The following is a 20,565-nucleotide window of genomic DNA, read 5'->3' on the forward strand; positions in this document are numbered from 1 at the left end:
AGAATACGCCCCTAGCCTATGGGCTTTAGACCAACAGACAGGAAAACTCGGTGAATGGCGGGAATGGGGAGGTAGATTTTAATTTTGTGATTTAGGTCACGGTAAATTGCTATACGAAATCAAGAAATTTGTTCCAACAAAACGAAAATCACAACAATATGAAAGCAACACAACTCATTAGACAAATAGGTATATTTTCGGCTTTATTAATCCTGGTGCTGACGCATTGCTATGCAACAAATCGAAAACCAAAAATTTTATTTGTAGTGACTAGCCACGATACAAAAGGTAATACAGGCGAAAAAACAGGTTATTATCTCGGTGAAGTCTCACATCCATGGGAAGTTTTAACAGCTGCTGGATATGAGATTGATTTCGTTAGCCCACAGGGTGGAAATCCACCTGTGGATGGTTTTGACCTGAATGATCCCGTTAACAAAAAATTCTGGCAGGATAAATACTACCACAATAAAATCACTCATTCACTCAAACCTTCTCAGGTAAAACCTGAAGAATACAAAGCCATCTTCTACGCCGGAGGACATGGTGCGATGTGGGATCTGCCTTTCGACTCGGCAATCGCCAAGATTGCTGGCGAAATTTATGAGGCAAACGGCGTTGTTGCAGCTGTATGTCATGGACCTGCTGGCTTAACCAACATCAAACTGAGCACCGGTGAATATTTGATAAAAGGAAAAAATGTCAATGGCTTTAGCAATGAAGAAGAAGAGCTTGTAAAACTAAGCAATATCGTCCCCTTTTTACTTGAAGATAGACTAAAGGAAATAGGTGGAATTTATGAAAAATCCGAACCTTGGCAGTCCCATGTTACCGTTGACGGCAGATTGGTCACCGGCCAAAATCCGCAATCGGCCAAGGCTGTAGGCATGGCCATCGTCAAGGCTTTAGATGAACAAGGTAAAGTCTCACGATAACAACATTGGCTTTTGAAAACCATAGGATCTGTCCAATAATTGCTGTACAAGAAGATGCAAAGAGAGAGTATGTAATCAACATCAGGCCCTTTTTGACGTAAAAAGCCACATCTCACGATGTGGCTTTACATAAACATAGGATTCACTGATGGCTCTCCTGAGCATGCTATGACAGACATCTAGTCTTTAAAATCTATTTATACGATTTGATCGATTTGGATACTTTCCAGCTGTTATCTTCACGCATCAAAGTCACAAGATCAGTTTTGCTGAAATTCTCAAATGTTAGGGTCACTTTAGCAATCATATAATCTGCTGACTCTTCAATGATCTGCGTGTTGACTTCACAGTTCAGTTTCTCTCCCTTTTGTTTTTTCAGGGATTTGATTACAGTACTTCGGCTGATAGACTGTGCATTGGAAACTTGAACCTTTTGGCTGAAATCGCTAGCAAATATCTGCTCTACTCCTGCTGACTCTCCTTCGGTGGTTACCGCAACATAATGATCTAAAGCGAAATTAAACGGCTGATTTTAAAGGATGCTGCAAATAGATAATAATAAGATTCAATAATAGAAATGGAATTTCAATCGCCATTCCTTTCAAATCTTTGTCCAATAAATGGAAGCAAATAATCAATAAAATCCCCGCTGCCATCAAAAAATTGCCCCATATAAAGGTTTTTGGAAATAGAATCAGTAGCGAGGCAACTATTGTAATAAGACCATTTACAGTTAAGCCGGTTTTGGTAAAGCCCCATTTCCCAAACATTTCCATCATTTCGGGCTTGCCCGAAAACATGGCATAGCCTTGTTTAAAGCCCATAAATACCGCTACAAGGATTAAAATCGAATTGATAATTTTTGGAAACATATAGTATGTATTAGATGTAAAATATACCTTTTCTCCAGTTATGGCAATATGTCACATTACCATTTTACAATAGATAGGGTCTTAGCACATAGAAGAAGTATGCTGAATTATTCAGAAAGTGCTTCAATTACGAGCTGTGACGCAAGATAACTGCTATGTTGCTGTTGAGCGGTAATTAATCTCCCATCCCTTATGGCAAAAGGTTCCAATGGTCCCGCCACCTCAAAGTTGGTATTTGGATTTTTACGTGCTTCGGTTTCAATAGTATAGTCATTGACGGTCATTCCAAACATTTGGTTAATAATATCTTCCTCACTATCTGCAAATCCGGTCCATGTCTTACCGTCTGCTAGAAATTTTCCGTCTTTTAATTTAGTCCATAAAAGCAAAGAAGTACCATGGCAAATCAAACAGATCACTTTTCCTGCTTCATGAAAATCCGCAATAAGTTGATGCAACGCTATATCATCTTTAAAGGTGATCAACGGGGCCCCTCCACCCGCCACACAAATTGCATCATAATCATTTACATCAATTTCAGTTATGGCCTTAGTATTTTGCAGCCATTTACTAAATTCCTTGTGATGTACAAAACCAATACTAATCAGATCATTCGGATAAGCTCCTTCGGGATTTTCAGGATTGCTATGGGAATCAAACTTCACTTCCCCGCCTTTAGGTGATGCAACATCAACATCATAACCCGCAATAATAAAATCATAGAAAGGCCTGGTCATTTCCTCTGCAAAGAATCCAACCTCTATCCCATGAAGGCTAGTTGCATTGGAAACAAGACATAATACCTTCTTTTTTTTATAAACATGTCGCCCATGCTTTTTGATTACGTTATTCTGATTAGCCATAATTTTTAATTTTTAGTAAGAAGACAATGCGCACACTTCTGTATCACATCGTCTTCTTTATTTAGTTATCGAGTAGTATATCCACCATTTGCAAAAATGGTCTGTCCGGTAATCCACCAACCATCGGTTACGAGAAATTCCACTAAAGGAGCAATATCTTTAATATCTGTCAGTCCACCCAGTGCCGAAGCTGATTTATGATAAGCAACAGCATCATCTGTTTCCTGACCATAGAAAAAAGGAGTGTCCATCGGTCCCGGAGCAACAGCTGTTACTGAAATACCCCGACCTCCAAATTCTTTGGAAGCCGCTCGAGTAAAGTGCTCTACTGGGGCTTTAGCTCCTGCATAAGTAGAATAATACCCAGTAAATGCTGCAAGCAAGGATGTTACAATTGTATTGATCTTTCCATTGTCATTTATTCTCTTACCTGCTTCCTGTATGAAAAAATATGCCACTTTGGAATTAATTTCGCTCATGCTATCATATTCTTCCTCAGTCGTTTCGGCAAAAGGTTTTTTCAAAACCTTTCCAACTGTATTGATAGCGATATCGACACCTCCAAATCTCTCGATTGCTGCATCAAAAAGCTTAACGATATTCTTTACATCGGTGAGATCTGCTTGAAATAAAAATGCTCCCCCCCCTATGCTATTAATCTCAGCCAAAGTCTTTTCGGCTTCTACTTTTGTACTTTCGCTATTGTAATGAACTACCACTTTTGCACCTTTTGTTGCAAAATCACGGCTTAGTAATCCACCTAAGTTTTTTGCGCCTCCCGCAATTAAAACTACTTTTCCATTTAAATCGTTTCTTGTCATTTTTCTCTTTATTTTAATGTTTTAAAATTGATAGCACAAATATGTTCATCCCATGTTTACTTTTTATGGTGAACTTTTCGGAACTTTAATTGACCTCTCCCAAAAAAACTGGATTATTTTAAAAGTAGAGAATTCGGACTTCCACGCTGTTGATAAACCAATTTTTCAAAAATAGGTTCTATTTGCAGGGATGGTGATGTGCCAGTAAACGCATCAACATCTTCAAATCGAATAAACCGCGTTTGCAATTTTATTAATTGTGTCAGTGTTTCATAATCTGGCTTGGCAATATTTTGAAATTGAATCTTTTCAAAATATGATTGTATGTTCAAGTCTATATTACTTTATTTTGATATTAAAGATATTTTTCGAAAAATATATGTGTCCATTGAATATTTGCCCCCGCCTTCCACAATTAAAGCGACTGCTATTCCTATGGCTAATAAATCAAACTGGCAGCCTTCCCCTTTTTGGTTTCCAAACCAGTTCATAAAAAAACCATTTTCAAAATGTGTTGTAAACATGATACCTAACAATAAACCTACGTAAGCAATTGCCCAGAATCGTGTAACCAGTCCCAACAAGAGGCAAACAGCCCCACAAAATTCTATCATAATGACCGCGAATGCTATAATTGCCGGAAGATGCAGCTGCTCGGTAAAGACTTTTATCGCCCCGGTAAATCCTGCACCACCATACAATCCTACTGTTTTTTGCAGGCCGTGTGGCAGAAAAATGAGGCCCAATGTACACCGTAATATTAATCCGGTGAATGTGCTGTAAGTTTTAAAAATTATGTGTTTCATTATTTTGAATATTTAATTGTGACCCTATTGAAATTGTATCCCGGTTTATAGCAGCATCTGAAACAATTGATAATCCGCCCCCCTATGCTTCAACTGATGACCATATTTCGCTGGGAATAATAATGCAGATGTTTTTTGCTTACCGATCATTTTTAATTGAAGACGTTGGAAGCTATAAAAATTCCGTAATTCTCTTTGCTTGTTTTCTCTGGTCCGTATGCATCCCAATTGACTCCTAAACCAAAACGAAAATCTTTATAACTCAATCCTGCCCTGAGCATCAGATAGCTTCTTGCATGATCTCTATTTTTCACCGTTGCACAATACAGGCCTTGCACCCGGGTGTAAATATTCCAGTGCTGATTCAATTGCGGCTTATATTCCAGCATAGCAAATCCTTCCCAATTACTATTTTTAGACAAATCAATCCTTGGCATCAGGGAAAACATAAGTGTTCGGGAGGAATAAGTATATGAAACCGCCGTATTCGGACGCAAACCGGAATTGGGTGTATAATGTGTTCCTACTAAAATCTTAAGCCCCTTGGCAAACTGATAAGTGAGATGAATCTGATTCATCATATCTCTGGAATAGGTCTCCCTCCATTTCGAGGAAAAATTGGTAACACTGAAAAATCCGAATTTAGGAAAGTCACGAAATGTTTTATTAACTGTCATTTGTGCCGCATATCCACTTGTTCCCGGTAAAATTTCGAACACAACAGGCGGGTTTTTCACTTCCCGAACAGCATTTTCCTGCGCGAAAATTTTGAAGGAAAAAAGAAATAATACATTAATTAAAAATATCCTGTCCATTGATTTTTTGTTCTTAACTTTTATGACAGTACAAATTTCTTCAGATCCTAATCATAATTGTAGAACAAAAAAATCAAAGACTAGGATAAATCAATCTTTTTTCGATACTCGCTAGGCTGAAGGCTGGTATGTTTTTTGAAAAACCGGGAAAAATAGGAAACATCTTCAAATCCCAGGACGAATGCAGTCTCAGAAACCGTATGGTTGGGTAATGACAAAAGTGCCTTTGCCTCCATGGTTAGTGCTTCGTTTATAATAGCTGATGCCGTTTTCCCTGTTACAGATCTTGCACATTTATTTAAATGATTGGGTGTGATATTGAGCATTTCTGCATACACCTGTATTTTGTGGGTCTCTTGAATATTATCAGTAATTAATCTCCTAAAGCGTTGTATTAATGCTTCCTTCGGAGAAAATACAGGCGACGGTAGCGTTTGGATGAAATTGGCAATTTCATGCAGGACGGTATTTAAATAGGATTTTAATAGACTACCTCCCATATCTTTTTCATAAAGTAAAAAGAGCTGCTGTAGCAAATATTGAATTCGATTTTCAGCCTCCTTATCAAAACTGAAAATAGGGTTATAGATCAGTTCAATATAATTATAAATTTCTTTTAACTTTTTTTGAGACGAAAGATCACTGATGAAATCATCTGAAAAATGACCGTAAAAGCCTTCAATATTTCCTGTTTTTTTTAAGATCGTCCGGATCTTATAAGCAGGCAAAAGCATCAACATTCCAGACTTTAATATGAATACATCCGAGCAGACCATTTTTGACAACTCACCCTTTGTTATGAAAACAAAATCGTTCACTGTCTTACGATGAGGAACGGAAGGTAGAATTGCCTTTTCATTTAAAGAAGTAAGGGATTCAATCACAAAATCGCTGAAAATACCTTTGGTAGCCAGTCGGTCGACATTGATTATTTTTTTAAAATTGTCCGGTTTAAACTCTTCAATTCTATCCAATTTGGTGCTTTTTATCTTTGCTATACTAAAATAGCAATTTTATAATGCAATGAATGGTAACGCTATGTAATGCATTTGCTTTTAAATCAGAAATGATAAACATATTGCATATCATCTCGCTGTTATGGAGTTTTTTAGCTTCAGATATTGGCTAGCTGTAGATGAACTACTTAAGATATAGTTATCTTCTCTCCAATTTGCATCCAGATTATATTGGTAAGTGCTTCAGGGTGTTTTTCCCTTAGTATTTTTTCAGGATAATAAATGGGTTCATCACTAAGGTCAAATGTTCCATAATGCATAGGCATCCAGTACTTTGCTTTTAAGTCTTTGAATGCTTTAAACGCATCTGATGGCCCTGTATGTGCTGAGTGCATAAACCATTGAGGCTCATAAGCTCCAATTCCTATCAATGCCAAGTCTATATTGTAGTCATACCCAATATCACTGAAATGATCCCCATAGCCGCTGTCTCCTGCAAAGTAAATATTCTTTTGGGCTACCTTATCCTGTATCATAAACGAACCCCACAGGTTTAGGTTTGTGTCGGTAATCCATCGTCTTGACCAATGCTGGCTTGGTAAATAGTCAATAGCAAGATTTTCTTTCGTTTTATATCGTTGATACCATCCTGCTTCCTGAATTTCATTTTTTAAGCCCCAACCTTTTAAAATTTTTCCGATTTCTAACCCTGTTAAAATAATGGCTCCAGGATTATACTTGCACAACTGAATAACACTATTTTTATCAATATGATCGCGATGATTATGTGACAGTAAAAGGTAATCAACATTAACTAACTCATTTATCTGAAACGGCACTTCTGTATATCGTTTCATAAAACGATTAGGAGCAATAACAGGGTCAATTAATATCCGGATATTATTTAAATCAATAATAAAGCAGGCGTGGCCTATAGGAATAATTCCATTTCTACTTTTATCTATAATATTGCTTATAGGTTTCCAACTTAAGGGCGATGCTTGTCCTTTTTTAAATTTTGTAAGTGGCCTGGTGCTGGACATCCAACGCCACAGATCACCAAACCCCTTAATATCATCGCCATACAAGTTAGTATACAAGCCGTCACTATTTAACGTATTGCCTTTCCAATCAGGCTTTACAAATTCTAATTCACTATTAAACAATTTCAATGGCATAATTTATCATAAAAATAGAGAACATTTTTAAGGATACTTAATCAATAATAATGCTCTTTTTATTCTGCCTACTTATTTACATCAAAAAAGCAACACACGCAGTTGATATTTTTGGATGATAGTTTTTAATTATTCATAATATTCGGTCATCAGACTTTTTCTTTCACCCGATTCAAGGTTGATGTATTCAAACTTTTTGTATTGACAGAATGATCCCATATCTTTATCGCCATTAATAAAAATGCCGCCTACAAGGATTACGTATTTGCAAGGATATCTGGTTTCTTTTACCAATACTTCAATGCGTTCATCTATAGCTTCATACATTACTTCAGTTGCCTCAAATAGCTGATTCTCTGCATTCAGTATCCTTTCTTTGCTGTGCAGGAAAATCTGTTCAATAGTATTCATCTGAAAATCCAGTGATGTTACATTTCCTTCAATAATCTGACCCGCAGAAAGTTTTCCCAAAGCACCTTTAGCTGCACCACAGCAGGCGGAATTACTACGCTGCCCTATCCTGCTTATCTCGCCTATATTTCCATCTTTGGTAATCCCAATGTGCGGTGCATAAAATATGACAACCGCTCCGTCTTCCGGAACGTGATGTGCAAAGGCATTCATTCCTGTAATACCTGCAAAGGGAAAGCCGTCAAGCCCACCCATGTGAAATGGGCCAAGCATTTCATAAGCTCTGGGTGGATATTGTATCGCATTGACATCATCACAGCACATACTGTCCGCGTGCATTAACTGATTAGGTTTTAATTCCAGATGTGTTTCAATCGTGTCCAACAACCGATTGACGGTATCAATAGACGTTAACGCCTTCGGATACCATTTTCTTACAGATGCTATACTCATATTTTTTTATTTTTTTACATGACAATATTATTAACGGGCTGTATGGCAGGTGGAAGCTCTTTCTCACCCAACATCTCACGTAGATCAATTTCGATATTCCTGCTGATCTGGGTAATAGGAATATCATTGGCATTGCCTTCAAATGGATTTTCCGTACTCTCCCCTATCTGTTCTAAAACCAAAAATACCCAGCCTAAAAGCACACTAAACGGAATGGTAAGCCATACTATATTGTCTCCAAATTTTTCGATCATTTTTGAAAACTCCCCTAAAAACCCTAGAGGAAGCAGAAAACACAAAGCATTCGTGAAATAGAGGTTGATACTTGAAAACTGCCTTGGATAAGGAAAATTTTTGATCCTTTCACATTTTCCCTGCTGATCATACAATTCTTTGAACTGATTTTCCAGTGCCGTATAATTGTAATCTGAAATTTTACCATCTTCGTTCAGTTTTCTCAACTGGGCAGACTGTAGGGCAATGATCTGCGTCGCTCTATTCTTGGTAGAAAACACATACTGTAGTTCAGTATCACTTAAATAAGCTTTGAGTTCATCTTCAATTTTCCCCTCCCATTCAGGGACTTTATAATATTGTAGATATTCTCTATTGTAGCTTTTTGTCTTTACATGTTCCCAGCTTTTTGTTTCCCTGAGTTGAAATCGTAATGCTGTAAGCCAGGCAAAATGACGGTAAATAACCTGCTGATGTAAAGCGGACTCCTCTACCTTATCATCCGTTCTTATAAAATCTTTTACCAAAATACCGAAACTACGGCTGTTATTGATGATAGCCCCATAGATCTGACGGGCTTCCCAGCTACGGTTATATGTTTGGGTATTTTTGAACCCCGAAATAAATGCTGCCGCTGTTCCCAGTAAGGCAACAGGAACCCAGGGGATAGCAAGCCAGTTCCAGCCTACAAAACAAAACAGCAATGTGGGAATAATACTCAAAACGAGCATTTTATAAATCTTTACCCTTGTCCAGGGAATAAAATGATAAAGTTTATAATGGGAACCTATATTCATATGACTAATTTTTTGATGAAAATTTGCTTATTAAAATTCCGACCAGCACCACGGTATAAAATTGACCGGCTATACCGATAAAAGCTGTAATCAATTTGGTAATATGAGTAGATGGCGTAATATCTCCAAAGCCTATACTGGTGAAAGTGATGGAACAAAAATAGACCAAGTCTATAAAAATGCCTGCCGGAGACGTTGTATCAAGTCCTTTAAAGGAACTGCGATCGGAATACTCAAAAGTCTGCAAGAGGAATACTGAAATTTCTATCAATAAAAAATATCCGCATGCAGAAGCAGAAATGATATCACTATTGATATATCCCGGCCTCATTAAGAAACGCAATAATTCTAGAAACAGGAATACAAAAAATATGACATAATTGATATTCAGGAATGTGAAATACCAAGGTACATCTTTAAAAAAAGGAATGCCAATAGGCAGGAGCAGTACGATTATAAAATGAATGTTCCTGAACCAATGTCTCCAGCTGTGCTTGCCTGTAAATATAAAAATGCTTCCCAATCCCAATATCAACATATTTATCGGCCACACGACCCTTGTGTAAAAATGAAGATCGGTCAGAAAAATGCCTATAAAAAGATGCTGAAGTAATGCCAAAAGCAATAATTCGTATTTTCTATTTTGAAGAAAAGCTATCGTGTTATTCATCGAAGCAGAAATAGACTTTAGAATTCAATTACTTAGCCTGCCCAATATCTAATCTGTCAAATTTACCATCCGAATTGATGCTAAACTTAAAATAGGTCTTGAAATCGCCCCAGCTTTCCGTATGAAAGTTTCCGGTAATATCTTTTCCTTCATTTTCTACCTTTTCTATGCTGGTAAATCGTTCACGCCCACAGGCTTCCTTTACAAAATTTTGAAAGTTGCGGGGATTGCCGTCATCGTAAAGTTTTGCATCTGTGGCAAAGTAGGATAAAAAGGTTTTGCTATCGCCCTTTTGCCATGCACCAAAAGCTGCTTTTACAGTTTCGTTTGTCAGTTGGTTCGTGTCCATTTTTTGCTTTTCTTTAGTTGTTGTTTCTGATTTTTGAGTTTTTGATTGTCCACAGGCCGTAAATGACAGACCAACAGCAAGAACAAGACTGATCGGAAGTGTTTTAATCGTTGGAAATTTACTGTTCATAATGACCCGTTTTTAAGTGGATGCTGTAAATAGATAATGATCAGATTCAGCAAGAGAAATGGTAATTCGATGGCTACTCCTTTAAGATCTCTGTCAAAAAGATGAAAACAGATAATCAATAGGATACCCGCTGCCATCAAAAAGTTCCCCCACACAAATGTTTTTGGGAAAATGATCAATAATGCACTTAACATTGTGACTGCTCCAATAGCCATTAAGCCTGTTTTATTGATATTCCATTTACCGAACATGGCTAACATTTCAGGTTTTCCGGAGAACATCGCCCAACCTTGCTTTAAACCCATAAATACTGCAACAAGCATCAATATCGAACTAATAATTCTTAAGATCATATTTTTATTTTCTAATTAGTTTTTTCAATCGCAGCGGCATACAGATTGCCTTTTCCATATATTGATCGTTGTTCTCCTACTTTACTAATTTTTGAATAACCGAGGGCTGTAAACAACTCTTTTAGGTTTGTAAAATCTATCGGATACGGCACCCACTGATTCGCAATTTGAGTATCGTATTCTACAATGATAAACTTCTTATCTGCCGACAGATACTTTTCCAGCCTATGGATCAACAACTGTTTATTTTTTATATAATGTAAAGCATTCGCCATTAAAATTCCATCAAGGTTCGAGAAATCAAAATCAAATATCTCAAAATCCGCTTTTATAAAATCAATGAAAACATTGTCCCCTATATCCTTTGACAAGTTTTGCGATTGAGCATCTATTGCATATATATGACTTCCTTTTGGCAGTAAGTGTGCCAATGCGCCAGTGAAAGTTCCCCTTCCGCAACCCAGATCTGCCCATAATTGAGGACTTTCACGCTGCGGTATCGCTTTTCCAATCAAATCAATAGCTTCTTGTTGCTCCATATTTATCCAAAAACACTTAAATTTTTCGAAATGTCTTTTCCTTCATAAGGTGGAAACACATCCAGTTCCAGATCCGGATTGCCAATCAGCATGGCTTTGGTATTGCTCAAGGCATCAAAGCCTGCTTTTCCATAATATTTTCCCATACCGGCATAACCAACCCCGCCAAATGGCAGGCTGTCTATCCAGCAATGCAAGTTGGTCTGATTGATACAGCCGCCTCCAAAAGAAACTGAATTTAAGAAATAATCTATATTTTGCTGATTTTTACTAAAGAAATAGGCAGCCAGAGACTTCGGCTTACGTTTAATAATTTCTACAATTTCTTTTAAATCATTGTATATCAGAACCGGAAATACAGGCCCAAAAATTTCCTGTTGCATCGCTGGATCTTCCCAGCTGCTCGGATATAAAATAGTTGGCTCTACATATCTCTCCTTCACATCATATCGTCCCCCTAGGACCACTTTTTCGGGAATGATATAAGAAGCCACTCGCTCGGTGTCGTGCTCGCTGATCATCCTTGCGAAATCAGGACTTTGGCTCGGATCCTCACCATACATTTTTTTTACGGAAGCTTTCAGTTTATCAATAAATTCACTGGCTATGCTTTCGTGAACATACACATAGCCCGGTGCAATACACCATTGACCTGAAATCGCCATATGCCCCCAAGTAATGCGGTCAACAGCAATGTCAAGATTCGCAGTTTCATCAACTACTGTTGGATTTTGCCCCCCCAGCTCTAAAATAATAGGGGTCAGGTTTTCTGCAGCAGCACGCATGATCACTTTACCTACAGCAGAGCTTCCGGTAAAGAAAATAAAATCAAAAGGAAGTTCCAATAACGCCGTAATTTCTTCTCTTCCTCCTGTAACGATACTTACCGCTTCGGGTGCAAAATATTTAGGAATAAGCTCCTGAAAAAGGGTTGCGACTGTAGGTGTTACATTGGCAGGTTTTAGTATAACCGGATTCCCTGCTGCCAGCGCTGCAATGGCAGGGTCGAGCAACAATAAAATGGGTGCGTTGAACGGTCCGATAACCAGCGTCACCCCGAAAGGTTCTTTGTAAATAACCCCTTTATTCCCGGTTTCTTCCAATCCCTTTGGAATGGCAACGGATTCGGGATCCATTAACTGTTTAAGGTTTTCTTTGTAATATTTAATATTGCCCAACGGCACAGTTATCTCAAACAGTTGCTCGAATGGGGGCTTATTGAAATCGGTTTTCAAGGCTTGACAAAATACCTCCTGATTTTCAGTAAGCATTCTTTCCAATCGGTCGAGCTGCTCCATCCGCCATGCGTAAGTTTTGGAGATATCGGTATAAAAAAACTCCTTTTGTTTATCGAATATTGATTGGTACCTGTTCATAATTTATTGTTTTTTTTGGTATTGTGTCATGATTTCCTAACAGATCTCAACGTTTCCTTTTCTTTCGATTAGAAAGCAGATTAGTCAGATAAAGCTTCAATAACTAATTGGGATGCCAAAAAGCTACTGTGCTGTTGCTGTGCGGTAATCAGTCTGCCATCTCTGATCGCAAATGGCTCTAGCGGGCCAGCCACCTCAAAGTTGGTATCTGGATTTTTCCGGGCTTCTGTTTCGATCGTATAATCGTTTACCGTCATTCCGAACATCTGATTGATCATTTCTTCTTCACTGTCGGCAAATCCGGTCCAGGTTTTGCCATCAGCCAAAAGTGTCCCATCGCTTAATTTTGTCCATAGAAGTAAAGATGTGCCATGGCAAATTAAGCAGGTAATTTTTCCGGATTCATAAAAGTCAGCGATGAGCTGGTGTAATTTTACATTGTCCTTAAATGTAATCAGTGGTGCACCTCCGCCAGCTACGCAAATAGCATCGTAATCAGCAACATTTATCGCTGCAATCGGAATGGTGTCCTCCATCCATTTGCCAAATGTCGCGTGATGTACAAAACCGATACTGATCAGGTCATTCGGATAAGCTCCTTTTGGGTTTTCTGGGTTACTATGACCATCAAAAATAACGCGACCTCCATCCGGAGAAGCAACATCTACGTCATAACCGGCATTAATGAAGTCAAAAAATGGCCGTGTCATTTCTTCGGCGAAAAATCCCACTTCCATGCCGTGAAGCTGTGCCGGATTGGATACCAGACACAAAATCTTTTTTTTGGGGAAATTATGCGCAGGCTGTTTTCTGATGATATTCCGTGCGCTCATAAGTATTGTGAATTTAAATTGTAAAAAGGCAGTGAAACTTCAACTGCCTTTAAATGTTTTTATCTTGTTGTATATCCACCGTTAGCAAAAATAGTCTGCCCGGTGATCCACCAGCCGTCAGTCACTAAAAATTCAACTAATGGCGCAATATCTTTGATGTCTGTTAACCCGCCTAACGCCGATGCTGATTTATGATAAGCTACGGCATCCTCCGTTTCCTGGCCATAAAAGAAAGGAGTATCCATAGGACCTGGGGCTACAGCCGTTACAGAAATTCCTCTTGATCCAAATTCCTTGGAAGCTGCTCTCGTAAAATGCTCTACTGGAGCTTTTGCTCCGGCATATGTTGAATACAGACCTGTATAAGCGGCCAATAACGAAGTCACTATCGTACAGATTTTACCGTGATCATTAACCTTCTTTCCTGCTTCCTGTAAAAAGAAATAGGCTGATTTGGAGTTGATCCCAAACATCTTGTCGTACTCCTCTTCAGTAGTTTCGGTAAACGGTTTTTTCAATACCATACCGACCGTATTGATAGCAATATCAATACCTCCGAATTTAGCAATCGTTTCATCAAAAAACTTGGTAATATTTTCTACTTTAGTTAAATCACCCTGAAATAAAAATGCTTCGGCTCCTAATCCCTCAACCTCAGCTAATGTTTTTTCACTCTCAGCTTTTGAGCTTTCACTGTTGTAATGTATTGCCAATTTTGCCCCCTTAGCCGCAAAATCTTTGCTTAGTAATCCGCCAAGGTTTTTACCTCCCCCAGCAATTAGTACTACTTTTCCTTTCAAATCATTTTTTGACATAATATCCTTTTTTAAGTTAAAACGAATTTACAAAAACTGACGGAATATTCCGTCAGTTTTTATAGGAAAAATTATGCTACACTGATCGAATCCCAAGACATCTGCAGAAACATAGCAAGTGTTGCATCATCAAGGGTCATGTTCTCATCCCGGGCCCACAAAATCCATCCGTTTATTGTACTAAAGGTGAAAAGCCTTAAACGTCTTGCGGTTAATGGCTTAAAAAGGTTTTGCTTTAGACCCCTCTCGTACAACTCATCAAACTGTAGAAAATCTTTCATTGCTACCTCGTGAATCTCTCTTATGAGAATAGGTGATGCTGCAAACTGGTAGGAAAAATGAAACTCCAGGGGATGTTCCAAAAAATACCGGATTACCCTTTCCCAGAGAAAATTGAACTGCTCGCGGATACTACCCTGCGGAATATAATTTTGGAAAACATAGGCAGATTCCTCGGACTTCTGCAGTATCCATATCTGTTGGACGATATCCTCTTTGCTATTGAAGTTTCGATAAACCGTACCTATTCCCACTTTCGCTTCGGCTGCGATCTGAGCGATGGTAACCGCATGAACGCCCTGGGTCACAAAAAGTTTCAGGCCCGCCTTTAATATTTGTATTCTTTTCAAATTAAAATAATTATAACTTCAAAATTAACAAAATAAATCTTGCATGAACCATCAAAACAGATTCTAATTTATCGATCTAGTTAAACTGGCTTACATCTTAATACGGTTTACAAGATCCGGATTGGTAATGTGTCCTGAACTGGGACTTTTGTTAAATATCAATTGGAAAAATCCAATCGCAACTGTCGGAAAAATGGGCAGGTTTTGCAGTCAGTAACGTAACACACGGGTACGGAAACTATCGGGTGGCGTATCAAGGAAGGAAGGGATTTCTCAAAAGATTACCCAACCGACTCGTCTGGTGTCATTATCAACGAAGCAGCCCGAAAACTTATCGGTTTCGAACACTCTATCGGGGAGATGATCGAATGGAACGGAATGGTGTACCATATTATCGGCGTAATTGAGGATATTGTGTCCGAATCACCGTATAGGGCAGTTACACCCTCCATCTATCATATCCTGGCCGTTACCGTACACCTGAATCCAGCTAGAAGTATCAATGCGGGACTCGCCGCTGTGGGGAAGGTATTTACAGCGTATAATCCCTCCGAACCTTTCGAATACCAATTCGTCGATGATCAGTACGCCGAGAAGTTCAGCGATGATGTTACGTGATGGCAATTATCGTTTCATCTCCCGTTGCCTATTTCTATATGGATAGCTGGCTACAGCATTATCCCTACCGTTCGCCCATCCCGCTCTCGGCATTCGGATTGGCCGGAATTAGTATTTTGGTGATAGCCTTGTTCACAGTAAGCTACCAGATCGTGAAGGCGATATTAGTTAATCCTGCTGCAACGTTGAAACAATAAGGTTCAATTTTTTATTTAAGTGATCAGCTAATAAGCGTATTACGCTAGCTGGACAGCAAATGACGTACCTTAAAAAACATCACAGATACGTCACGGCCCTAAATTTTGAATATTGAGAAATTGTTTATCATTGCTCTGGCAAGCAGGAAACAAAGATTTTTAACCTTGTTGAAGCACGCAGTCCTATAGACTCAAAATCTGTGGATCCTGAGTTCGAGCCTCAGTGGGGGCACTTGCTAAAAAAGCCGTTTTTACTCACGTAAAACGGCTTTTTCATTTTCCTTATGACGATTTTGGAACTTTCTCCCTTCCCGTTTTCAATCCTTCGAAACGGTATGTTTTGCAAAGTTTTTTGTTGAACTTCACGTAAAACCATCACAAATACGTCACATAGGTTTTCTTCTCCCTTACTTTTTTCGCTTAATCCATCTCCCTAGCAACTGGCTTGTTGCGAAACTGACCAGTGTCCCTAAGGCTGCGGTCAAGAGTGTCTGGAGGATATCGCCAAAAGAAACACTCGCCCACAGCGAACATAGCGTACCGCCAATTGCACCTATGCGGATATCATTGATTTTCATCCTTCCCTTCTCCTTCCTTGTCAGTCTCCTCCTTTTCGGGTTCTTTCTTTTCATCAATCACGGATTCAATAATCCCCACACCAATAGAAAGGTATTTTAAAATATCCAGTGCCTTCCCCGGCAATTTCACAGGTGCCAGCAAGATCACTTGTAGCACTCGCCTAATTTTATTGATTATTTTTTTCATTTGTTAATCATTTATTCTTTAACCAAGGTATTATTCATACGTATTTATTTTCAATGGTATTCATGACCTCGTTGCACTCGGTTCATGTTACCTTCGCGGTTTCAGTTTTGATGGAGGCATCATTAAAGTGTCCTGTCTCTTCGAAATAAGTTCATAAGACGCCAATTGGATCTCAAGTTTGATATCCAACAGATTAGCGGATCTGGAGAAACACTTCATCGCCCATATCCCAAAGGCTATATACAAGCGCTTTGAGCTTAATCAATGCTTTTTGGCTTTCCTCGCCTCTCCCCTCACCTTTTATCGTTGTCACTGGTGCGATACACCCCTGCAGATCCCGCTGGGCATCATTTGCTGCATGGAACATGATAGCCTCGCGGCCCAGCACATTGGTAATAGCGATCTGCTCACCATTTTTGCTGAACTGTTGTTTTTTGAGTCTGTATGTACCTGCCGGAATACAGCTCAGGCGCCGCAGATTGTTCCGGTCCGGCAGCTCGATGGTATGACAGACCTTTTGGTTATTGTAATATAGGGTTCCGTTGGTGCCCAGGGTTCCATAAGTCCGGTGGAGCCTCAAGGTGTGTTTAATTGACATTTTCTTAATGTTTTAAAGTAATCTTTGTTTGAAATAAATATTCATCCGATAGATTGCGGCGATCAGGGAAGCAAAGCACCGTAGACTTTGGGTAATATCCCCGCCATCTACGGTCTTTACACAACGGCGCCACTTTAACGCCGCGCAGTATTATTGACTCGCTTTCTGCCGGCTTGCCCCGTTCCTAAGGCACATAGACCCGTTTAATAGTGAGGGCATTATACTGTCCATTGGCAAGCGGATAATAGGCTCCGTTGACCAGCTGAAAGTATTCCATCCCCGCCAGCAGCAAGACAGATCTGGCTGTATCAGCCTCCAGGGTGGCAGTCAGCTGCAGATTCATCGGTGTAGTCTCGCGCAGCAGTACATAGGGCGACCTATTTATCGCAGGCCGCTGGTCACTGTCATCGCCGCCAAATTCCTGTAGCACGATCGTATAGCGCACGTGCGTGGCCCCCTGCAGTTTGGCGATGTTGAGGTGCGGGATCAGCCCCATGCATTCCAGCGTGCCGTCACCGCTCAGGCGGTCGTAAACCAGTGTGATCGGCACCAGTGATATAGCCCCCAGCTTCGTGCGGTCATTGCATTCCATGTCCTGCAGCATCACTAGGTTTTCGGCCTTCAGGACGCGTTCGCCACGGGCGCTTTCCGTATCGCTCTGGATCACTTTTAAAAATCTACTGGCCAGGCGGCTACTGAATTTGTTGTCCGAATTCTGGAACAAAGCATCGCGCAGCAGATCCCGCAGTCGTCTACCATATTGCTGCGCGCGTCCAAATTCGCTGCCATTTTCCCGGGTGCGGGCAAATGCAGGGTCGGAGGCGATCCGGTCGCCCGAGACTCCGGTCTTCATGCGAGCCTGAAAACCGGTTGTTTTTGATTTAAAGAAGGAAAGGTCCCCGACGTTTCCTTCTAATTTGATTAAACTTACTTGTTTTGCCATGACATTATCTGATGTTGACAATACGAAGATGCATAAGGTGCCCAAACGATCGGGAAGAGATGGCAATGGATGGAAAAAATGGTTAAAAAAGGTCGTAAATTACAAAAAAACAGGTACCTTAAAGCTGTTAACATGGCCTCTTGAAGCCATGGAGAGGAATCAGACCAATAGCTGCAGCCCCTGTTCAAACTAGCCGTTAAGTATAGACCAAGCGTAGATAAACCGGTAACACAGATTCGATAAGCGTTGTTGTGCCATGTACCGTTTCGGAATGAACTAAGTGTATGGTAAGTGTGTTATAAGTGCACCTTTGACGCACTATTGACGCTGTATCTACGCTTAGGCAACACTTGATCGATGCTCTATCCATACCTGATCCTCCTTTCTATCCCGGTCTGATATGACTTTTGGAGCCTCCAAAAATCAGAACAATGAAAAGAAACAATCGAATGTTGATCTACCCACGGGAGGCCGCTCCCCTGCTGGGCAAATCCGAGCGGCAGTGCTACCGACTTTTTGAGGATATCCGAATGGCTTACAACCTACCGCCAAAGACGGCGATCCCCATAAAACTATTTGCCGACTATTTTTATCTGGATGAGCAGCAGGTACAAGACAGCCTGATTTAACACACAAACAGGATCAGCAGGAGAGGGCTGATTCCCCTTCCTTCATGTGACGATGTCCATTGGCAATCTAGCATCGGCAATCGCGGCACTGATCATATTCAATAGCAGCACTCAGACCGAGAATCCATGGCAGCTAATCCGTCGTGGGACTGTCTATGCCAGCGGTAACATTCCTCGCGGGCAGTACAGTAGTTTTCTTCTGGTTAATGGCGATCTGCACCGCAAGCCAGTTTTTCCAGCCGGGCTGCTTCCTGCGGTACGATTCACCGTATTCGATCTGTTCGTTATGATGTAAAATCGTCAGTAGGGGCGTGTTCCCCGGGAGCATCTGATATTTTGCTATTGCCTGTCCTGATATCAGGTAATTGCGCGAAACGTGCTTGAGTGCGGGGAATACCTTAAGCAGATCACTCAACGATTTTAAGCCGGGATGATATCTGGTCCCATCCATCAGTACGATTTCCTGAAAAGAATCCTCGCCTTTACGGTGATGACCGTAGCAATAGGCAATATCCTGTTCGAAAATAGCAATTTCGATACCATTAACCTTAAAGTGAAATACGGCATCTGACCGGTCCCTGTGATTGATGCCCGCCTCGCTACCCTGATGAGTCAATGCTTTGAGCTCCGCTATCTCCAGCAGTAATTCCTGATTACGTCCCTCGGCCTGCATACGGGCCTGGACCTCAAGGTTTCTTTCGTTCTCGAGTTGCTGTGCACGATCTGCCTGACGTTTGTTTTCGCTCCGTAGTTCGTTTATCTGCCCAGCGAGCATATTTTTACCTTTCAGTAGACCATTGACCGTTTTATCGGTAGTGGCTACCAGCAGTTCATACTGCTGCGCATCACTTTTATAATGCGCTATGTCAGATTGTAAAAATTCCACCTGCTGCTCCAATTTTTCTTTATCGCTGGCCAGCTGATGCCTGCTATCATCCATCATTTTAAGTTTGTACTGGAGTATTCGGTTGGACAGCCAGTAGTTCAATATAATCAGCAACAGGAGCATAAATAGGATATCCCATTGAAAGCGCTCATCCTCAACGATGGACGCCGGATAAATGAGCAAAATCAGTCCAAATGCAATGGTAGCGGGTAGGGCCACTCCCCCCAGAGCATGAATCAATATGGCCCTGCCGGGCGAATGCTGCCAAAAACCCGACAGAAAAATCTGATAGCCCACCCAAAACTCGAGGCTCAGGATGATAAAACCAATGCCCATTGTTTTGGCGATTACAGCCAGCACATTAGGTTTAATCAGATAACCAAAGGACATATTGTCAAAAGGAAACAGGGCCACTGCCCCAGATGCGATCAGCAATAAACTGCACCACCACAAAATCGGAAAAACCCGCAGATAGGATTTAATAGAAGGCCCCATGAAAAACACAAAATGGTTTAGTTAGAAAGTAAACACGTTAACCCATCATCACTTATAAGCACACAATATAACTATAAATAACACCTTATCCAAACCCGATTGGATAAAACATCAAACGGATTGGATGATAAAAAATCATATTTTGATTTTTTATCATCTAAAATATTCGTTAAACGACGAATTCGACTGTATATTGGCAGTTTTAATTTAATATAGGTATGAAAAATCAACAATTTAGTTTCGATGGACCAGGTGTCAAGGGCTGGCAAAATTATCTTTACACGCAAGATACTATCGTTATCGAAGATGAAAAAATCTTTATTGAGACCAACCTACTGGGCTGGCTCCCCGAGCGTTTTAAGCTGACGGCTTCCCAGCTGCAGTATGCAGCCGATTTAGGCAGCGCTGCACAGGACTATTTTGCATCGCAGATAGCCGAAGCGGTCGCATTACGCATTCCTATTGTGCTGGAACGCGAACCTGCCGAAGAAGGCGGCGGCAATAGCAAGACCGGCAGTGTCACACAGCGTTTTACACCAGTAAATAGTACTCCCCAAGTGTATAGCAGGCTATTAATAATCAAGTTTAACTACAGTTAGC

General features: G+C 40.3%; 29 protein-coding genes and 1 pseudogene. 6 read left to right on the forward strand and 24 right to left on the reverse strand.

From position 1 onward, the window contains the following. Positions 1 to 158 precede the first annotated feature (158 nt). Positions 159 to 935 carry a type 1 glutamine amidotransferase domain-containing protein gene (locus B4G94_RS22855; RefSeq protein WP_286862218.1) on the forward strand — a complete coding sequence of 259 codons (777 nt, stop codon included), beginning with the start codon at positions 159 to 161 and terminating at the stop codon, positions 933 to 935. 193 nt (positions 936 to 1,128) lie between these two features. On the opposite strand, the pseudogene B4G94_RS28140 reads toward B4G94_RS22855, so the two are convergent. From B4G94_RS28140 to B4G94_RS22940, 19 genes and pseudogenes are all read right to left on the reverse strand, one after another. Further along, positions 1,129 to 1,434: pseudogene (locus B4G94_RS28140) on the reverse strand (nuclear transport factor 2 family protein); the annotation flags it as partial. Between the two features lie 19 nt (positions 1,435 to 1,453). Beyond that, on the reverse strand, positions 1,454 to 1,807 hold the full coding sequence (locus tag B4G94_RS22860; RefSeq protein ID WP_286862219.1) for a DoxX family protein: 354 nt from the start codon (positions 1,805 to 1,807) through the stop codon (positions 1,454 to 1,456). A 107-nt stretch (positions 1,808 to 1,914) separates the two neighbouring features. Then, positions 1,915 to 2,670: a type 1 glutamine amidotransferase domain-containing protein gene (locus tag B4G94_RS22865; RefSeq protein ID WP_286862221.1), complete on the reverse strand. Its 756-nt coding sequence runs from the start codon at positions 2,668 to 2,670 to the stop codon at positions 1,915 to 1,917. Between the two features lie 65 nt (positions 2,671 to 2,735). Next, positions 2,736 to 3,491, reverse strand: a complete 756-nt coding sequence (locus tag B4G94_RS22870) for an SDR family oxidoreductase (RefSeq protein WP_286862223.1) — start codon at positions 3,489 to 3,491, stop codon at positions 2,736 to 2,738. Positions 3,492 to 3,604: 113 nt separating this feature from the next. After that, complete coding sequence (locus B4G94_RS28145) at positions 3,605 to 3,823, reverse strand: arylamine N-acetyltransferase (protein ID WP_376786632.1); 219 nt, start codon at positions 3,821 to 3,823, stop codon at positions 3,605 to 3,607. Between the two features lie 12 nt (positions 3,824 to 3,835). Next, positions 3,836 to 4,297, reverse strand: a complete 462-nt coding sequence (locus B4G94_RS22875) for a DoxX family protein (RefSeq protein ID WP_286862225.1) — start codon at positions 4,295 to 4,297, stop codon at positions 3,836 to 3,838. A gap of 152 nt (positions 4,298 to 4,449) precedes the next feature. Beyond that, positions 4,450 to 5,112 (reverse strand): hypothetical protein, encoded by a 663-nt coding sequence (locus B4G94_RS22880; RefSeq protein ID WP_286862226.1) that lies wholly within the window; start codon positions 5,110 to 5,112, stop codon positions 4,450 to 4,452. 80 nt (positions 5,113 to 5,192) lie between these two features. After that, positions 5,193 to 6,086, reverse strand: coding sequence for a helix-turn-helix domain-containing protein (locus B4G94_RS22885; RefSeq protein ID WP_286862227.1), 894 nt, complete (start codon positions 6,084 to 6,086; stop codon positions 5,193 to 5,195). 170 nt (positions 6,087 to 6,256) lie between these two features. Next, positions 6,257 to 7,246 carry an MBL fold metallo-hydrolase gene (locus B4G94_RS22890; protein ID WP_286862229.1) on the reverse strand — a complete coding sequence of 330 codons (990 nt, stop codon included), beginning with the start codon at positions 7,244 to 7,246 and terminating at the stop codon, positions 6,257 to 6,259. Between the two features lie 129 nt (positions 7,247 to 7,375). Next, complete coding sequence (locus B4G94_RS22895; RefSeq protein WP_286862230.1) at positions 7,376 to 8,110, reverse strand: hypothetical protein; 735 nt, start codon at positions 8,108 to 8,110, stop codon at positions 7,376 to 7,378. 14 nt (positions 8,111 to 8,124) lie between these two features. After that, entirely contained in the window at positions 8,125 to 9,141 is a 1,017-nt protein-coding gene (locus tag B4G94_RS22900; RefSeq protein ID WP_286862232.1) for a bestrophin family protein, read from the reverse strand. A 4-nt stretch (positions 9,142 to 9,145) separates the two neighbouring features. Continuing rightward, positions 9,146 to 9,811 carry a potassium channel family protein gene (locus B4G94_RS22905; protein WP_165308673.1) on the reverse strand — a complete coding sequence of 222 codons (666 nt, stop codon included), beginning with the start codon at positions 9,809 to 9,811 and terminating at the stop codon, positions 9,146 to 9,148. 28 nt (positions 9,812 to 9,839) lie between these two features. Further along, positions 9,840 to 10,289, reverse strand: coding sequence for a hypothetical protein (locus tag B4G94_RS22910; protein WP_286862234.1), 450 nt, complete (start codon positions 10,287 to 10,289; stop codon positions 9,840 to 9,842). After that, the gene (locus tag B4G94_RS22915; protein WP_165308674.1) at positions 10,286 to 10,642 is read right to left on the reverse strand and encodes a DoxX family protein; all 357 of its coding nucleotides are present in this window, start codon (positions 10,640 to 10,642) and stop codon (positions 10,286 to 10,288) included. The genes B4G94_RS22910 and B4G94_RS22915 overlap by 4 nt, the downstream gene beginning before the upstream one ends. Before the next feature lie 11 nt (positions 10,643 to 10,653). Further along, positions 10,654 to 11,181: a class I SAM-dependent methyltransferase gene (locus B4G94_RS22920; RefSeq protein ID WP_286862236.1), complete on the reverse strand. Its 528-nt coding sequence runs from the start codon at positions 11,179 to 11,181 to the stop codon at positions 10,654 to 10,656. A gap of 2 nt (positions 11,182 to 11,183) precedes the next feature. After that, complete coding sequence (locus tag B4G94_RS22925; RefSeq protein WP_286862237.1) at positions 11,184 to 12,557, reverse strand: aldehyde dehydrogenase family protein; 1,374 nt, start codon at positions 12,555 to 12,557, stop codon at positions 11,184 to 11,186. 80 nt (positions 12,558 to 12,637) lie between these two features. Next, positions 12,638 to 13,390: a type 1 glutamine amidotransferase domain-containing protein gene (locus tag B4G94_RS22930; protein WP_286862239.1), complete on the reverse strand. Its 753-nt coding sequence runs from the start codon at positions 13,388 to 13,390 to the stop codon at positions 12,638 to 12,640. 59 nt (positions 13,391 to 13,449) lie between these two features. After that, positions 13,450 to 14,205 (reverse strand): SDR family oxidoreductase, encoded by a 756-nt coding sequence (locus tag B4G94_RS22935; RefSeq protein WP_165308678.1) that lies wholly within the window; start codon positions 14,203 to 14,205, stop codon positions 13,450 to 13,452. A 71-nt stretch (positions 14,206 to 14,276) separates the two neighbouring features. After that, entirely contained in the window at positions 14,277 to 14,834 is a 558-nt protein-coding gene (locus tag B4G94_RS22940; RefSeq protein WP_286862242.1) for a TetR/AcrR family transcriptional regulator, read from the reverse strand. A gap of 360 nt (positions 14,835 to 15,194) precedes the next feature. Between B4G94_RS22940 and B4G94_RS22945 the strand changes: the two genes are divergently transcribed. Continuing rightward, positions 15,195 to 15,452, forward strand: coding sequence for a hypothetical protein (locus B4G94_RS22945; protein ID WP_286862243.1), 258 nt, complete (start codon positions 15,195 to 15,197; stop codon positions 15,450 to 15,452). Beyond that, positions 15,452 to 15,649, forward strand: a complete 198-nt coding sequence (locus B4G94_RS22950) for a hypothetical protein (protein WP_165308681.1) — start codon at positions 15,452 to 15,454, stop codon at positions 15,647 to 15,649. The genes B4G94_RS22945 and B4G94_RS22950 overlap by 1 nt, the downstream gene beginning before the upstream one ends. Before the next feature lie 407 nt (positions 15,650 to 16,056). Here B4G94_RS22950 and B4G94_RS22955 read toward each other — a convergent pair whose 3' ends face one another. From B4G94_RS22955 to B4G94_RS22970, 4 genes are all read right to left on the reverse strand, one after another. After that, complete coding sequence (locus B4G94_RS22955; RefSeq protein ID WP_165308682.1) at positions 16,057 to 16,227, reverse strand: hypothetical protein; 171 nt, start codon at positions 16,225 to 16,227, stop codon at positions 16,057 to 16,059. After that, entirely contained in the window at positions 16,214 to 16,414 is a 201-nt protein-coding gene (locus B4G94_RS22960) for a hypothetical protein (protein WP_286862245.1), read from the reverse strand. Before B4G94_RS22960 ends, B4G94_RS22955 begins: the two co-directional genes overlap by 14 nt. Positions 16,415 to 16,607: 193 nt before the next feature. After that, a complete protein-coding gene (locus B4G94_RS22965) occupies positions 16,608 to 17,012 on the reverse strand; it encodes a DUF5675 family protein (RefSeq protein WP_286862247.1) in 405 nt (134 codons plus the stop codon). Between the two features lie 184 nt (positions 17,013 to 17,196). After that, positions 17,197 to 17,955, reverse strand: coding sequence for a hypothetical protein (locus B4G94_RS22970; protein ID WP_286862249.1), 759 nt, complete (start codon positions 17,953 to 17,955; stop codon positions 17,197 to 17,199). On the opposite strand from B4G94_RS22970, the gene B4G94_RS22975 reads away from it, so the two are divergent. Further along, positions 17,954 to 18,148: a hypothetical protein gene (locus tag B4G94_RS22975; RefSeq protein ID WP_286862251.1), complete on the forward strand. Its 195-nt coding sequence runs from the start codon at positions 17,954 to 17,956 to the stop codon at positions 18,146 to 18,148. The genes B4G94_RS22970 and B4G94_RS22975 overlap by 2 nt on opposite strands. A gap of 238 nt (positions 18,149 to 18,386) precedes the next feature. Further along, positions 18,387 to 18,584 carry a hypothetical protein gene (locus B4G94_RS22980; protein ID WP_286862252.1) on the forward strand — a complete coding sequence of 66 codons (198 nt, stop codon included), beginning with the start codon at positions 18,387 to 18,389 and terminating at the stop codon, positions 18,582 to 18,584. Positions 18,585 to 18,717: 133 nt separating this feature from the next. Here the strand turns inward: B4G94_RS22980 and B4G94_RS22985 are convergent, their stop codons facing one another. Next, positions 18,718 to 19,965, reverse strand: coding sequence for a hypothetical protein (locus tag B4G94_RS22985; RefSeq protein ID WP_286862254.1), 1,248 nt, complete (start codon positions 19,963 to 19,965; stop codon positions 18,718 to 18,720). Positions 19,966 to 20,183: 218 nt separating this feature from the next. On the opposite strand from B4G94_RS22985, the gene B4G94_RS22990 reads away from it, so the two are divergent. Beyond that, positions 20,184 to 20,564 carry a hypothetical protein gene (locus B4G94_RS22990; protein WP_286862255.1) on the forward strand — a complete coding sequence of 127 codons (381 nt, stop codon included), beginning with the start codon at positions 20,184 to 20,186 and terminating at the stop codon, positions 20,562 to 20,564. The last annotated feature ends 1 nt before the right edge of the window (position 20,565 follow it).

It is taken from the genome of Sphingobacterium sp. UBA7625, from assembly GCF_002484085.1.
In the GTDB taxonomy this organism is placed as follows: domain Bacteria; phylum Bacteroidota; class Bacteroidia; order Sphingobacteriales; family Sphingobacteriaceae; genus Sphingobacterium; species Sphingobacterium athyrii.